This window comes from Paludisphaera rhizosphaerae (assembly GCF_011065895.1).
Lineage (GTDB): Bacteria > Planctomycetota > Planctomycetia > Isosphaerales > Isosphaeraceae > Paludisphaera > Paludisphaera rhizosphaerae.
In genome coordinates, this window is the sequence record NZ_JAALCR010000010.1 from 90010 (window position 1) to 105492 (window position 15483).

8 protein-coding genes are annotated in these 15483 nt (G+C 69.5%); 7 read left to right on the top strand and 1 reads right to left on the bottom strand.

Annotated elements, in window-relative coordinates; genetic code table 11:
• Nucleotides 1–7: 7 nt before the first annotated feature.
• Nucleotides 8–1237 carry a hypothetical protein gene (locus G5C50_RS14730; protein ID WP_165070632.1) on the bottom strand — a complete coding sequence of 410 codons (1230 nt, stop codon included), beginning with the start codon at nucleotides 1235–1237 and terminating at the stop codon, nucleotides 8–10.
• Nucleotides 1238–1471: 234 nt separating this feature from the next.
• Between G5C50_RS14730 and G5C50_RS14735 the strand changes: the two genes are divergently transcribed.
• The 7 genes from G5C50_RS14735 to G5C50_RS14765 all read left to right on the top strand — a co-directional run bounded on the left by G5C50_RS14735 (nucleotide 1472) and on the right by G5C50_RS14765 (nucleotide 15473).
• A complete protein-coding gene (locus G5C50_RS14735; protein WP_165070633.1) occupies nucleotides 1472–4063 on the top strand; it encodes a tetratricopeptide repeat protein in 2592 nt (863 codons plus the stop codon).
• Nucleotides 4060–4965, top strand: coding sequence for a DUF4159 domain-containing protein (locus G5C50_RS14740; RefSeq protein ID WP_165070634.1), 906 nt, complete (start codon nucleotides 4060–4062; stop codon nucleotides 4963–4965). Before G5C50_RS14735 ends, G5C50_RS14740 begins: the two co-directional genes overlap by 4 nt.
• A 102-nt stretch (nucleotides 4966–5067) precedes the next feature.
• The gene (locus tag G5C50_RS14745) at nucleotides 5068–6078 is read left to right on the top strand and encodes an AAA family ATPase (RefSeq protein WP_165070635.1); all 1011 of its coding nucleotides are present in this window, start codon (nucleotides 5068–5070) and stop codon (nucleotides 6076–6078) included.
• A 2-nt stretch (nucleotides 6079–6080) separates the two neighbouring features.
• Nucleotides 6081–7061: a DUF58 domain-containing protein gene (locus G5C50_RS14750; RefSeq protein WP_165070871.1), complete on the top strand. Its 981-nt coding sequence runs from the start codon at nucleotides 6081–6083 to the stop codon at nucleotides 7059–7061.
• Entirely contained in the window at nucleotides 7058–9151 is a 2094-nt protein-coding gene (locus G5C50_RS14755) for a BatA domain-containing protein (protein WP_165070637.1), read from the top strand. The genes G5C50_RS14750 and G5C50_RS14755 overlap by 4 nt, the downstream gene beginning before the upstream one ends.
• Nucleotides 9148–13125, top strand: a complete 3978-nt coding sequence (locus G5C50_RS14760) for a DUF4175 family protein (RefSeq protein ID WP_165070638.1) — start codon at nucleotides 9148–9150, stop codon at nucleotides 13123–13125. Before G5C50_RS14755 ends, G5C50_RS14760 begins: the two co-directional genes overlap by 4 nt.
• Nucleotides 13122–15473, top strand: coding sequence for a glutamine amidotransferase (locus tag G5C50_RS14765; protein ID WP_165070639.1), 2352 nt, complete (start codon nucleotides 13122–13124; stop codon nucleotides 15471–15473). The genes G5C50_RS14760 and G5C50_RS14765 overlap by 4 nt, the downstream gene beginning before the upstream one ends.
• The last annotated feature ends 10 nt before the right edge of the window (nucleotides 15474–15483 follow it).

Sequence of the window (15483 nt, forward strand, 5' to 3'; positions counted from 1 at the left end):
CTCCGGCTCACGTGGGGGTCTCGACGGACAGGTCCAGCTGGTTCTGGCCGATGACCGCCGACGTGATCCGGCCGCCGGCGATGAAGCCGTGGATCGCCTGGTTCAGCATGTGGGAGAGGGCGTCCAGCTTGGAGTCGACCAGGCTGGTCACTGCGCTGCTGACCTTGGAATTGATGTCGGGGACCAGCAGGTCGATGACCGAGCCGAAGGGCCCGCCCGCGTGCCATGAGCCGGTGACGGTGGTCGTGGCCTGACCGAACTGGAAGTACTGGTACTGGGCGTTGTAGGTCAGCGGCAGGAAGACCTTCACCTGGAGGTTCGACACGCTGAAGTCCGGGAACAGCGACGACGGCGTGTGCAGGGCGTGCTGGTTGTCCGCGAATTTCACCGTGATCGCGAGGCCCCCCTTCTCATAGCTCAGCGAGACGCCCGAGGTCACGAGGTTGTTGACGTAGTACGTCGCCGAGACCGAGAGCGGGAAGACGCCGACAGTCACCGTCTTGCCCGGGATCTGGAAGTGCTGGTCGATCACGCCGGGGATCGAGATCTCGGAGTTGTTGGCGTCGAGCCGCAGCTTGGCGCCCTGCACCGCGGTGTTCAGCGAAGGGAGCAGGCCAAGAGTGGCCGTGTTGATCGGGTAGGTGTGGGCGATCAGGCTGTCGACCGTCCTGGTGTTGTTCGCCGTGTTGGCGTCTGGGAACGGAAGGGCGAGATGGTTGACCACGGCGGGGACGGCGGACGCGGTGAAGATCGCCCGTCCCTGGGTGACCGTCGACAGTTGAATCGTCTGGTGGAAGGCGAGCGCGGGGATCGGCATCGAGGCGATGACCGTGGCCGGATCCGGCGTGGCCAGGACGGGGCCCGTCGGTACGCCGTTGAGGTTCGTGCCGCCGCTGGTGCGGGCGATCTGGAGCACGCCGCCGCCAGCGTAGGCCACGCCGACCGACGTGGCGACGGACGAGCCGATGCCGGCAGGCTTGGCGACGACCGGGAGCCCCTCGTTCTCCAGGACGGCCGTCACCCGAAACTGGTTGTTGCCAAGGGGCTGCACGCTCAGGCTTTCCAGGACGATGTCGGCCTTCAGGGTGCCGGTCGGCAGGGAGATGATCCCGGGATTCGCTCCAATGGTGACGACGCCGGCCGTTGAGCCGGAAAGCTGGACTCGGGACTCAAGCCCTTCGCTGGCGGGCTTGAACGAGCGGGACGAACGGGCCTTGCGGGCGGCGGCGTGACTCATCGGAACCTCACGGGATTGGCGTTGGGTTTTGATCGAGGGCCAACACCGAGTAGCTCAAGATCGAGCCCGGAAACCCCGCATCGATTCTGAAAAAAGAGAACCCCGTCGCCGGGCGACGTCGCCTAGGTCGATATCACGCCGATTTTCCGCTACGGTTGTCGGCGATCGCTGGAGTATCATGATCGGCGACGGGGGTTTGCGCCGGCGTCCCGGAGTGGAGGAGGGACCGAGATCGTGCAGCGTTCCTCGAACGATAACGACCGCCTGCGGCGATGGGGCCTGGCGGCCTTTGCGATCGCAATCTCGCTATGGGGAGGCCGGGCCGGGGCGGCGGACATCGATGGGGCGAAACGCCTCTACCAGACCGGCCGCTACGACGAGTGCATCAAGCTCGCGACCGAGGAGGTCGGCAAGGGCTGGCGCGGCGACGAGTGGCACGCGTTGAAGATCCGCGCTGAAATGGCTCGCGGCCGCTACGCCGAGGCCGTCGCATCCCTGGCCGACGCCGTCCGCCGCTACCCCGCCAGCCTGATGATCCACCTCCTGGGCCGGGAGGTCCGCCGTTTCGATCCAGCCGCCCGCGAGGGTGCCGGAGAGGGGCCGGCGGAGGCGTCCGCATCGTTGATCGAGCGGATCGTCATCAACGCGCCCGAGCGTTACAGCGACCCCCAGGCGCGGGTCGACCTGGGTCGCTATCTGCTGCGCAACGGGGCCGACCCCAAGCGGGTTCTCGACCGCTTCTACGACCCGGTGATGAAGCAGAACCCCGACCTGATGGACGGTTTCTACGCCGCCGCCGAGCTGGCCCTCGACAAACAGGACGCAGCCCTGGCCGCCGACACTCTCCGTGCGGCCCCCAAGACGGCCGCCGAGGATCCAGCCTACCACTTCCTCCTCGCCCGCGCCCTGTCCGAGGGCGACCGCGCCGGCTCCGCCGCGGCCCTCGACCAGGCGCTGAAGATCAACCCGAACTACGTCGACGCCCTGCTGCTGCTCGTCGACGGCCTCGTCGACCGCGAGCGTTACGCCGAGGCCGCTCAGATGCTCGACAAGGTCGCCGAGGTCAACCCCCGCGAGCCACGCGCCTGGGCCTATCGCGCGGTCCTCGCCCACCTCAAGAGCGACGCCGAGGGCGAAGAGTCCGCCCGCCGCAAGGCCATGGAGCCCTGGCCGGGGAACCCCGAGGTCGACGAGCTGATCGGTCGCAAGCTGGCGCAGAAGTATCGGTTCGCCGAGTCCGAGGCGTATCTCCGCCGCGCCGTGACGCTCGACGGCGAGTCTCTGTCGGCCCGCGTTCAACTTGCCGAGACCCTGCTGCGGCTGGGCAAGGAGGAGGAGGGCTGGAAGCTCGTCGACGGAGTTTTCACCGCGGACGGCTACAATGTGGTCGCCTACAACCTCACGAACCTTCGCGACCGCATCGCCGCCTTCCGTACGATCGAGTCCGACGGGATCGTCGTCCGCATGGATCCGCGCGAGGCCGAACTCTACGGCGACCGCGTGGTCGAGCTGCTCAAGGAAGCCCGCGCGACGCTCTCCGCGCGCTACGGATCGGCGCCTCCCAACCCGTTGATCGTCGAGATTTTCCCGCGTCGGCAGGAGTTCGGCGTGCGGACGTTCGGGCTCCCCGGGGCCGACGGTTTCCTGGGCGTCTGCTTCGGGCCGGTGATCACGGCCATCAGCGCGGCGGCCCAGGCGGAGCACCCCTCCAACTGGCGGGCCGTCCTCTGGCACGAGCTTTGCCATGCGGTGACGCTGTCGAAGACGCGCAACAAGATGCCGCGATGGCTCAGCGAGGGGATCTCGGTGTACGAGGAGGGCCTCAAAGACCCGGCGTGGGCGACTCGCCCCAGCCCCGAACAGCGCGAGGCGCTGCGGGCCGAAGGGCTTACGCCGCTCAGCCGGCTCAGCTCGGCCTTCCTGGAAGCCAAGAGCGGCCAGGATGTGCAGTTGGCCTATCTGGAATCGGCCCTGGCCGTGGAATTCCTGGTCGCCAAGGCAGGTTTCCCGGCCCTTGTCGGGCTGCTCGAAGACCTGGGGGCGGGGAAGAATCTGGACTCGGCGCTGCCGGCGCGAACCGGAATGACGCTCGATCGATTAGACGCCGAATTCGCCGCGTTCGCGAAATCAAAGGCCGAGGCCGGCGCTGAATGGGAGGACGTCGAGCTTCCCGAAACCGCCGACGCCGCCGCGCTGGCGGGCTGGGTCGAGAAGCATCCGAAGAACCTCCCTGGCTGGCGACGGTACGCGGCGAAGCTCGTCGCCGAGCAGAAATGGCCTGAAGCCAAGGCGGCGCTGCTCAAATATCAGGCGCTGGCGCCCGACTACGTCGGCGAGGGGAACGCCTACATGCTGCTGGCCGAGGTCGACCGGAAGACGAACAACGCCGCCGGCGAACGCGCCGCGCTGGAGGAACTGGCGTCCCGCGAGGGGGACGCGACTCCCGTCTACGATCGGCTCATCGACCTGGCCAAAGGGGCGGACGACTGGCAGGCCGTGGCGGTCAACGCCCGCCGGCTCCTGGCCGTCAATCCGCTGGTCCCCGCTCCGCACCGGGCCCTCGCCGAAGCCGCCGAACGCCTGGGGCTCCGCGACGAGGCCATCTCGTCCGCCCGGGCTCTGGCGACGCTCGACGACGGCGATCCGGCCGGCGTCCACTTCCGCCTCGCCCGCCTCCTCCGCGACGCCGGGCGCAAACCGGAAGCCCGTCGCGAGGCACTCAAAGCTCTGGAGGAAGCCCCGCGCTTCCTCGACGCCCATAAGCTGCTCCTTGAGCTCGTCGACGAAACCCAGACGCCGCAATTACCCCCGGGGCTACCGCGATGAGTCGATTCACAAGACGCCCATTCGCCGTCGCGGTCGTCGCCCTCTGCCTGGCCGTGGTCGTCGGCGGAGCCGTTCTGGCCCAGTTCGGCCCAGGCTTCGGACCCGGGTTCGGCCGCGGCGGAGGCCGAGGCCGACGGATGTCGCCTCTGAACGGCCTCCCCACCGATCGCGCCGGCGTCCCCGACTGGGAGGTCAGCGAGAAGTTTTCGGAGGACGTCTTTACCTTCGTCCGCGTCCAGTACGACTCCTCGTACAACTCCTACGGCGGTTGGGGCCGCGGCGGCGGAGGCGGCTGGACGACCGACTGGCCCGACAGTGACCTGAACTTCTCGTACCGGCTCCAGCAACTCACCTCGTTGAAGGTGAACCCGGAGCCGATCTGCCTCCGCCTGACCGACCCTCGACTGTTCGACTACCCGTTCCTCTACATGATCGAGCCCGGCCGGCTGGCCTTCTCGGAAGAGGAGGTCGTCGCCCTTCGCCGCTATCTTCTGAACGGCGGGTTCATGATGGTGGACGACTTCTGGGGCGATGCGCAATACGAGAACTTCTACCACGAGATCAAGCGCGTCTTCCCCGACCGCGAGCCCTTTGACATCCCTCTGGAGCACCCGATCTTCCAGTGCGTCTACAAGCTCCGCGAGCGCCCGCAGGTCCCCAGTATCCACACCTGGATGGGGACCGGGCAGATGTATGAGGACCACGGTCCTGGCTCGGTCGAGGTCCACTATCGAGGGATCAAGGACGACAAGGATCGGCTCGTCGTCTTCATCGGCCACAACACGGACCTGGGCGACGGCTGGGAGCGCGAGGGCGAGGATCCGGAATACTTCCACGAGTTCGCCGAGAAGAAGTCGTACCCGCTGGGCATCAACATCGTCACCTACGCCATGACCCACTAAGAGACTGCGAGAGGGTCGGGGACTGTCCCGATTTTGCGAAGTCCGCGGAGCAAAATGGGACTGTCCCCCTCCCCGAGCGTGAACGATACGAAAGGGACTCTCGTGACCGAAGCGGCCGACTCCTACGAGGACGAGAAACGGATCGTCGAGAAGATCCACGAGAGCCGGGGCCGGATCGAACGCGAACTGGCCAAGGTGATCGTCGGGCAGGCCGAGGCGACGCGGCAGCTCCTGATCGCGCTCTTCGCCGGCGGCCACTGCCTCATCACCGGTGCCCCCGGTCTGGCCAAGACGCTGCTGGTGCGGACGATCGCCCAGGTCTTCCACCTGGACTTCCAGCGCATCCAGTTCACGCCCGACCTCATGCCGGCCGACATCACCGGGACCGAGATCCTGGAAGACGTGGGCGACGGCCGGCGGCGGATGCAGTTCGTCAAGGGGCCGATCTTCGCCAACGTGATCCTCGCCGACGAGATCAACCGAACCCCGCCCAAGACCCAGGCCGCCCTGCTGGAAGCCATGCAGGAGCACCAGGTCACCGCGGCCGGCGTCCGCTATCCGCTGGAAGAGCCGTTCTTCGTCCTGGCGACCCAGAACCCGATCGAGATGGAAGGGACCTACCCGCTGCCGGAGGCCCAGCTCGACCGCTTCCTGTTCAACGTCGTCGTCGACTACCTGCCGGAAGACGACGAGGTCTCCGTCGTCCAGCGGACGACCTCGACGAAGCCCGAGAAGGTTGAGCCTCTGTTCAGCGGCGTGGACGTGACCGAGTTCCACGAGGTCGTCCGCAAGGTGCCCGTCGCCGAGCCGCTGGTGCGATACGCCGTGAAGCTCGCCGCCGCCAGCCGGCCGGGGCCCTCGGCGCCGAAGTTCGTCAACGACTGGGTGAGCTGGGGGGCCGGCCTCCGCGCTCCGCAGTCGCTGGTTCTGGGCGCCAAGGCGCGGGCCTTGCTCTCAGGCCGGTTCCACGTCGCGACCGACGACATCCGCGCCCTCGCTCACCCCACGCTCCGCCACCGCATCCTGCTCGGCTACCGGGCCGAGGCCGACGGGATTACGGTCGACTCGGTGATCGACCGCCTCCTCGAACACGTCAAGGAGCCGATCCGTTGAGCATGCCGGACGACCGACCCCCGCGCGAGCCTGCACCCGCCCCCGCGGCGGGCCGGCGGTCGTTCGTCGACCCTCAGGCGCTCTTCCGGATCAAGAGCCTGCAACTCCGGGCTCGGGCGGCCGTGGAGGGCTTCCTCAAGGGGATCCACCGCAGCCCCTACCACGGCTACTCGGTCGAATTCAGCGAGTACCGCCCCTACACCGAAGGGGACGACGTCCGCGGCCTGGACTGGCGGCTCTACGCCCGGACCGACCGCTACTACGTCAAGAAGTTCGAGGATGAGACCAACCTCCGCTGCCACCTCGTCGTCGACTCCAGCCGGTCGATGGGCTATGCCTCCGGCGAGGTGACGAAGGGCGAGTACGCCCGAACGGCCGCCGCCACGATCGCCTACTTCCTGAACCTCCAGCGCGACGCCGTCGGCCTGGCCCTGTTCGAGGACCGGATCGTCGACTACCTGCCCCCTCGCAACCGTCCCGGTCAACTGCGTCGGATCATGGGGCTGCTCGACCGCGAGCCGAAGGGAGCGGCGACGAACCTCGTCGGCCCGCTCGACGAATTGGCGGCGAACGTCAAGCGGCGTGGGCTGGTCGTCTTGATCTCCGACCTGCTCGCGCCGGCCTCGGCCTTGAAGGAGCCGCTCTCGCGGCTGCATGCCCGAGGGCACGAGGTGATCCTCCTCCGCGTCCTCGACCCGGCGGAGGTCGACTTCACCTTCGAGACCCCCGCGCGGTTCCGCGACGTGGAGTCCGGCCGCGACCTGTTCATCGACCCTTCGTCCGCCCGCGCCGGTTACCTGGCGAAGTTCCGCGCCCACGCCGACGAACTGACCCAGATCTGCGACGGCATGGGCTTCGTCCTGCGGACGATGACGACCGACTCCCCCCTGGAGCTGGCCCTGTTCGACGTCCTCCGCTCGCGGATGCTCCGGCTTTCCGGCCCATCGCGGCGGACCGCCCCGGGGCGGGGAGGGCGGGCATGAGCTTCCTCACCCCGCTTTTCCTGCTGGGCGGCCTGGCGATCGTCGCGCCGATCATCTTCCACCTGATCCGCCGGACGACCAAGGACGAGACCCCGTTCGGCTCCCTGATGTTCCTGGAGCCCTCGCCGCCGCGAGTCTCACGCCGGAGCCGCCTGGAGAATCTCCCTCTACTGCTGCTGCGAGCCGGCGTCCTGATCATCCTGGCGGCGGCCTTCGCCCGGCCCTTCCTGAGGGAGCCCGCCGCGCTGGACGTCGCCGCCGCGCAAGGGGAACGCGTCGCCCTTTTGATCGACGCCAGCGCGAGCATGAGACGGTCCGACCTGTGGCCGAAAGCCGTCGCCGCGGCGATCGCCGAGGTCGACGCCCGCGGCCCCGGCGATGAGCTGGCCGTCATCGCCTTCGACGCCTCGACTCGGCCGATCCTCAGCTTCGCCGAGTGGTCGGCGCTCGACCCGGACGCCCGCCGCGCGCTGGCTCGCACACGGATCGGCGAGCTGCGGCCCTCGTGGTCGGCGACGAAGCTGGGCCAGGCCCTCGTGGACGCCGCCGGCGTGATCGAGGACGTCGGCGACGCCGAACCGGCGGCCGCCCGGACGACACGGCGGATCGTGCTGATCTCCGACGTCCAGCAGGGGTGCCACCTCGAGGCGCTGGGAGACTTCGAGTGGCCGTCCGACCTGGAGCTGGACGTCCGGCCCTTCGTCGCCCGCGGCTCCAACGCTTCCATGGAACGCCTGGCCGACACGGCCGACGACGCCCAGCCTGAATCGATCCGCGTCCGCGTCTCCAACGATCCCGATTCCGATCGTGAGGCGTTCCGGCTCGCCTGGGACGTCGACCGCCCCGGCGAGCCCGTCTCCATGACCGTCCCCCCCGGCGAGAGCCGCGTCGTCCGCGTCCCGCTGCCGCCGGCCGGCGCCGAACACACCGCGCTGAAGCTGGCGGGGGACTCGCACTCGTTCGACGACACCTTCTACGTGGCGACCGAGCCCGAACGTCCGTCGTCCGTCCTGTTCGCCGGTCCCGACGAGGCCGACGACCCCGAGGGCCTGCTCTACTACCTGTCGAGGGCCTATGAAGGGCTCCCCGGCCGGACCGTGAACGTCGAGCGTCGCCCTCCCGGAACGCCGCTCGCCATCGCCGCGGACCGTCCTCCCGCGCTCGTCGTCCTGACCTCGGAACTCCCTGCAGCCGAAGCCCCCGCGCTGGCCGAGTACGTCAACCGCGGCGGGACGGTGCTGGCCGTCCCCGGCGCCGGTAGGTCGGAGACCCTCGCGGCTGTGGCTGGCGTCGCCCCGTTCGACGTGGCCGACGCCGACGTGAAAGGCGACTCGATGCTCGGCGAGATCGACTTCGGACATCCCCTGTTCTCCGCCGTCTCGGCGCCCCAGTTCAACGACTTCACGAAGATCCGATTCCGCAAGTACCGTCGCCTGCCGGCCGACGCGCTGGGGGAGGCCCGCGTGGTCGCCCGGTTTGAGTCGGGCGATCCGGCGGTGATCGAGAAGCGGATCGGCCGAGGCCGGCTGGTTGTGATGACGACGGGCTGGCGACCGACCGACGGCTGGCTGGCTCGATCGTCGAAGTTCATCCCCCTGATGGCGGCCATGCTCGACGCCCCCGGCGATTCCAGCGAGCCCACCGGGCCGCTGCGGGTGGGCGACCCGATCCCGCTCCCCGAAGGGGCGACCGCCGTCCGCAAGCCGGACGGCCCCTCGATCCCCATCTCGCCGGGATTGGCCGCGTTCCTCGGGGCGGATGCGCCGGGCGTGTATGAGATCGAGGCCCCGGGCGGCCCTCGCCGCGTGGCCGTGAACCTGGACCCCTCCGAGAGCCGCACAGCACCCCTGGGCGTCGGGGCGCTGGAGCAGGCGGGGGTGCGGTTGGTGCAGTCGAAGAAAGAGGCCGCGGCCGAGCCGGACCCTGAGACGAAGCGGCAGTTGCAGGCGGCGGAGTTGGAGGGGCGGCAGAAGCTCTGGCGTCCTTTGATCCTGGCGGCGCTTGGCGTTTTGGTCGTGGAAACCTGGCTCGCGGGTCGGCTCAGCCGAACCCGTCGCGTCGTAACCGAAGCGGGGGCGGCCGCGTCATGAACTACGAGCTGAGAGCGTCTCTGGAACGCGTCGCGAGTCGGCTTCGCCGCCGCAGCCTGTGGTCGAGCCTCGCCTGGTGCGGGCTGGCCTGGGGGCTCGTCGCGCTGGCCCTGCTGCCGACGGGTCCGTATCCGATGGGGCTGGTCGTGCTGCTGGCCGGCCTCGCGCTCGCGTCGAGCCTGGGCCTGGCCTGGCGGGCGTCGGCCGGCGACCGCGACCCGCGACGGGTGGCCGGTCGGATCGAGTCCGCCTTGCCCGACCTGGACGCCGGCCTGCTGACCGCCATCGAGGCCGACGCCGACGGCGCCCCGCGGAACTTCCTCCGCCAGGCGGTCGTCGACCGGGCCGTTGAGCACGGCCGCGAGCACGACTGGGAAGGCGCGGTCGTCTCGTCGAGGCGGCTCGCCGGCGCCCGGCTGGGAGGACTGTTGGGCGTCGGCCTGGCGCTGGCCGCGTTTGGATTGCTCGGTCATCAAGCTCGACAGATCGTCGGTGCGTCGGCGACGGGGGGGGCCTGGGGAGGCGCGACGAGCAACGGACTGGAGGTCACGCCGGGGGACGCCGAGATCGAGCGCGGGTCGCCCCTGCTGGTCGTCGCCCGGTTCGGCTCCGGAGCGCCCGCGGAGGCGAAGCTCGTCGTGGAGGGAACCGAGCCCCGTCCCATGACCCGAAGCCTGGAAGACCCCGCGTTCGCGGGCCGGGTGGAGACGGTCGACTCCGACCTGATCTACCACGTCGCGTTCGGCGACGGCCGCAGCCCATCGTACCGCGTGAAGGTCTACGAGCATCCCGAGCTGACCCGGATCGACGCGGCCCTCGCCTTCCCGACTTATACCGGGTTGGAGCCCAAGGTCTCGGAGGACGTTCGACACGTCTCGGCCGTCGAGGGGACGAAGGTCGACCTGACGTTCCGGCTCAACAAGGAGGTCGCCTCGGCTGCGCTGGTGGACGAAACCGGCGCCGAGACTCCTCTGGCGATCCCCGCCAAGAGCGATGAGCCTCCGGCGCTGCACACGGCGATGACTCTGGCCGATTCGCACAAGTACAAGCTCAAGCTGGTCGACCGCGACGGCCGCGCCAACAAGCTCCCGGCCGATCTGGCCGTGAACGTCTCCGAGAACAAGCCGCCGGCGGTCGCCTTCGCCGTCCCGGCCCACGACGTCCGCGTCTCGCCCGTCGAGGAGTTGAAGCTCAAGGCGAAGGCCCAGGACGATTTCGGCGTGGTCCGCTACGGCGTCTCGTACGCCCTCGCCGGCGCCGAGCCTCGTGAGGTGGTCCTCTCGAGCACCGAGGCCCCCGCGAAGCCCGTCAAGAAAGCCGAGGCTGATCACCTGATCGACTTCGAGGCCCTCAAGGCCGAGCCCGACGAGCTGCTCTCGTACTTCGCCTGGGCCGAGGACGTCGGCCCCGACGGCGCGGTCCGCCGCGCCGAGGGGGACATGTACTTCGCCGAGGTCCGCCACTTCGAGGAGATCTTCCGCCAGGGCGAGCAGCCTTCCCAGCAACAGCAGCAGCAGCAACAACAGCAACAGCAGCAAGCAGGCCAGCAACAGCAAGCGGAACAGCTTGCGGAACTGCAGAAGCAGATCGTCAACGGCACCTGGAAGGTCATCCGACGTGAGACCGGCGAGAAGCCTTCGGCCGAGTTCGCCCCGGACGTGAAGACCTTGAAAGAAGCCCAGGAACAGGCGATCGAGCAGGCCGCGACGGTCGGCGAGCGGCTCCAGGACGAAACCTCGAAGAAGTTCCTGGAGGTCGCCGTCAAGGCGATGAGCCAGAACGCCGAGCGGCTGGCCGCGGCCGAGTCCGCGAGCGATCCCGCCGCGCTCAAGCCGGCGTTGGCGTCGGAGCAGGCGGCCTACCAGGCCCTGCTCAAGCTGCGGGCCCGCGAGCATCAGGTCGTCCGCGGCCGTCAACAGCAGCGGGGACGACAGGCGGGCGCGTCCCAGTCGCAGCGGCAGCTCAACCAACTGGAGCTGACCGAGGAGGAGAACCGCTTCGAGGAGCGGAGCCAGGCGAGCGCCCAGGAGACGTCGGAGCAGGAGCAGCAGCGTCGCGAGGCGTCCCAGGTGGCCAGCCGGCTCCGCGAGCTTTCGCGTCGCCAGGCGGATCTCGACGCTCGCCTCAAGGAACTGCAGTCGGCCCTCGAGGCCGCCAAGGACGAGGAGGCCCGCAAGGAAGTCGAGCGTCAGCTCAAACGCCTCCGCGACGAGCAGAAGCAGATCCTCCGCGACGCCGACGAGGTCCGCGAGCGGATGGAGCAGGAGCAGAACCGCGAGCGTATGGCCGAGGCCCGCCAGCAGGTCGAGCAAGGCCGCGAGAACATGCGCCGCGCCTCTGAGGCACTCGACAAGGGCGACCTCGCCCAGGCCCTCACCGAGGGGGCCCGCGCCGGCGAGAAGCTCGACCAGGTCCGCGAGGACCTTCGCAAGCAGTCGGCCAACCGATTCGCCGACGACCTGACCGAGATGCGCGAGCAGGCCCGGAAGCTCGACGAGGCCCAGGACAAGCTGACCGAACGCCTGGAGACCGAGCAGGCCCAGTCCGGACGCTCGCTCCGCGACACGCCCGACCGCAAGGACGTCGAGGAGGGTCTGGCCCGTCAGCGGCAGGACCTGGAGAAGCTCGTCGACCGCATGAAGGCGACCGTCGAGGAAGCCGAGGAGCCTGAGCCGCTCCTGGCCAAGTCCCTCTACGACGCCGCTCGCAACGCCGACCGCCAGGACATCCCCCGGGCTATCCAGGAGGCCGAACGCCTGACGCAGCTCGGCGTTCCCGAGGAGGCCGCGAAGTCCTCCCGCCGCGCCGGCGAGGGGCTCGATCAGCTCCGCGAGGGGCTCGAACGCGCGGCCCGCAGCGTGCTCGGCGACGAGATCGCCGCCCTGAAACGGGCCCAGAACGAGGTGGACGACCTCGCCAATCAGGTCGACCGCGAGATCGCCCAGGCCGACCCCAACCTCGCCGGACGCCCCCCCGGAGAGGACGAAGGCCAGCCGCGTCAGGGCCGTCGTGGACAGCAACAAGGCCAAGAAGGCCAACAAGGCCAGCAACCCGGTCAAGGTCAGCAGCAGGACGAGGCCCAGGCCCAGCAGGGGCAGCAGCAAGGGCAGGGCCAGGGCGAAGGACAGGAGCAGCAGGACCAGCAAGGCCAGCGGGGCCAGGGCCGTCGCGGTCAGCAGCAAGGTCAGGGTCGGCAGCAAGGTCAACAACCCGGTCAGGGGCAGCAGCAAGGTCAAGAAGGCCGGCAGCCCGGTCAAGGTCAGCAGCAGGGACAGCAGCAAGGCCAGGGCCAGCAAGGTCAAGGCGAGCAGGAGGGTCAGCAGCCCGGTCAGGGTCAGCAGCCAGGCCAACAGCAAGGCCAGGGCCAGCAGCAAGGCCAGGGCCAGCAACAAGGCCAGGGCCAGCAACAAGGCCAGGGCCAGGGCGAACAGCAAGGCCAGGGTCAGCAGCAGGGCCAAGGCGAACAGCAAGGCCAGGGCCAGCAGCAAGGGCGCGGCCAACAACAGGGCCAGGGGCAGCAGCAAGGGCAAGGGGGCCGTCAGCAGCAGGGCGGCCAGCAGCAGGGCGGTCGCGGGCGATCGAATGGGGATCGGCTGATGGATGCGGTCGCTGGCGGTCCAGGGGGCAATCCCAACGGGCCGATCCGCGGCGACGGGTATCGCCAGTGGGCCGACCGGATGCGGGACGTGGAGGAGATCCTCGACGACCCCGAGCTTCGCGCCGAGGCCGCCCGGATCCGAGACCGCGTCCGGGGCGTCCGTGAGGAATACAAGCGATATGCCAAGGAGCCCGACTGGACGCAGATGAAGCAGATGGTGGCCGACCCGATCCGCGAGCTTCAGGAGCGGATCGCCGAGGAGGTCCGCCGCCGCGAGGAGCCCGACGCTCCCGTGCCAATCGACCGCGACCCGGTTCCACCTCGGTTCGCCGAGGGCGTCCGGCGCTACTATGAACGTCTCGGGAGCGGCCGATGACAGGATCGTCGATCGTGTTGGGGGGGCCCGCGTGGTGGCCCTGGGCTGCGGGATTCGCGGCGTTCGGATTGCTGCTGACTCTCTGGAGCTACTCGGACTCCCGCTTCAGCGTCGGCGTGCGGCTCGCCTGCGCGCTGCTCAAGGCGACGGCCTTCGCGGCGCTCGCCCTGATCGTGCTTGAGCCGCTGCTGGCCGGGCGTCGTCCTCGCCCCGGCGCGAACGCGTTCGCCGTCATGGCCGACGCCAGCCAGAGCCTCCAGGTACGCGACGAGGGGGAGGAGAAGACCCGAGGCGACTGGATCCGAGGCAAGCTCAACCAGGACCAGCCCTGGCGAACCCGGCTCGGCCAGGACTTCGACGTCCGCGGTTACGCCTTCGACACCCACCTCCGCGCCGTCGACGACTTCAACGGGCTGACGTTCAGCGGGCCGGGCTCGTCGATCGGTTCGGCGCTCGGGTCGCTGGCCAAGCGGTTCCGGGGGCGTCCGCTGGCCGGGGCCCTGTTGTTCACGGACGGTCTCCGTACCGACCTCGGCGACGTTGACCCCAAGGATCTGCCGCCGATCTATCCGGTGCTCCTGCCGATGAACCCCGGCGCACGGGACGTCGGCGTGCGGTCGGCGACGGTCAGCCAGACGAACTTCGAGTCGGCCCCGGTCGTCATTCGGGTCGAGGTCGCGACCCCCGGATTCTCCGGCCGGCCGATCGTCGCCGTCGTGCTCGACGAGAACGGCGCCGAGGTCCAGCGGCGTCGCGAGACCGCTGGCTCCGACGACAAGCCCCTGAACTTCCGCTTCCAGTTCCGTCCCCCCAAACGCGGGGTCTCGTTCTACCGCGTCCGCGCCTTCCCGGCCGATGAGGAGCCGAAAGCCGAAGGGCCGTCGCCGCCGTCCACGGAGCAGGCGCTGGCCAACAACGAGCGGTTTGTAGTGGTCGACCAGGGGGGCGGAGAATACCGCATCCTGTACGTCGGCGGCCGGCCTAACTGGGAGTACAAGTTCCTCCATCGGGGTCTCCACGAAGACGAGCAGATCCGCCTGGTAGGCATGCTACGGGTGGCTCGAAAGCAGCCCAAGTTCGACTTTCAGGCCAAGGGGGAACGGCCGCAGAACAAGTTCTTCGAGGGCTTCGACGACCCCGCCGCCGACACCCAGGACGCCGCCGACAAGCCGGTGCTGGTCCGCCTCGACGTCGCCGACGAGTCCGAGCTGCGCGACGGCTTCCCCAAGACGGCCGAGGACCTGTACCGCTACCACGCCATCGTCCTGGACGACATCGAGGCCGGCTTCTTCGCCCCCGACCAGATGACGCTCTTGCGGAACTTCGTCTCGATCCGGGGCGGCGGCCTGCTGATGCTTGGCGGCCCCGAGACGTTCGCCGACGGCCATTACGACCGGACGCCCGTGGGCGAGATGCTCCCCGTCTATCTCGACCGCCGCACCGAGCCGAAAGACACAACGGGCTTCCATCTGGTCCTCACTCGTGAAGGCTGGCTCCAGCCCTGGGTCCGCACCCGCGCCACCGAGCCGGAGGAGCAGAAGCGGCTGAACGAGATGCCCCCCTTCCGGACGCTCAGCCAGGTCGGCCGGCTCAAGCCCGGGGCGGTGGTGCTGGCCGAGGCGACCGATCCCGAGGGGACCGTCGCCCCCGCGCTGGCGGTGCAGAGCTTCGGCAAGGGGAGGGTCGGCGCGTTGCTGATCGGCGACCTCTGGCGCTGGGGGATGCATCGTAAAGACCCGGCGGAGAGCGACCTCGAGAAGGCCTGGCGCCAGACCGCTCGCTGGCTGGTGGCCGACGTCCCGCGCCGCGTGGAGGTCGCCGTCCGGCCGTCGCCGGAATCCCCCGCGCCGGCCGTCGAGTTGACCGCCCGCGTCCGCGACAAGGAGTACCGGCCGCTCGACGATTCCAAGGTCGCGCTCAAAGTCAAGCTCCCCGACGGCGAGACGGCCGCCGTCGTCGCCGAACCGGTCTCCGGCGAGCCGGGCGCCTACGTGGCGACCTACGTTCCCAAGACGCCGGGGGGCTATCGCGTCTCGGCGACGGCCGTCGCGGCCGACGGCTCGGCGGTGGGTGAGGCCGAAGCCGGCTGGGCCTCGCAGCCGGCGGCCGACGAGTTCGCCCGGCTGGCCCCAGACCGCGCCTTCCTCTCCGACCTGGCCAGGAAGACGGGCGGCGCGGTGGTCGAGGGCGACGACCTGGAATCGTTCGTCGCCGGCCTTCCCGCCCGAGGCGCCCCGATCTCCGAGCCCTGGACGGCCACGCTCTGGGACCATCCGGCCGCGTTCCTCTTCGCCGTCGCCTGCCTCGCCGCCGAGTGGGGCCTGCGCCGGCTCAACGGCCTCGCCTGACCGAAGGACG

Coding starts and splice junctions, on each gene's coding strand:
- G5C50_RS14730 (WP_165070632.1), bottom strand. CDS start 1,237: ATGAGTCACGCCGCCGCCCGCAAGGCCCGTTCGTCCCGCTCGTTCAAG.
- G5C50_RS14740 (WP_165070634.1), top strand. CDS start 4,060: ATGAGTCGATTCACAAGACGCCCATTCGCCGTCGCGGTCGTCGCCCTC.
- G5C50_RS14750 (WP_165070871.1), top strand. CDS start 6,081: ATGCCGGACGACCGACCCCCGCGCGAGCCTGCACCCGCCCCCGCGGCG.
- G5C50_RS14755 (WP_165070637.1), top strand. CDS start 7,058: ATGAGCTTCCTCACCCCGCTTTTCCTGCTGGGCGGCCTGGCGATCGTC.
- G5C50_RS14760 (WP_165070638.1), top strand. CDS start 9,148: ATGAACTACGAGCTGAGAGCGTCTCTGGAACGCGTCGCGAGTCGGCTT.
- G5C50_RS14765 (WP_165070639.1), top strand. CDS start 13,122: ATGACAGGATCGTCGATCGTGTTGGGGGGGCCCGCGTGGTGGCCCTGG.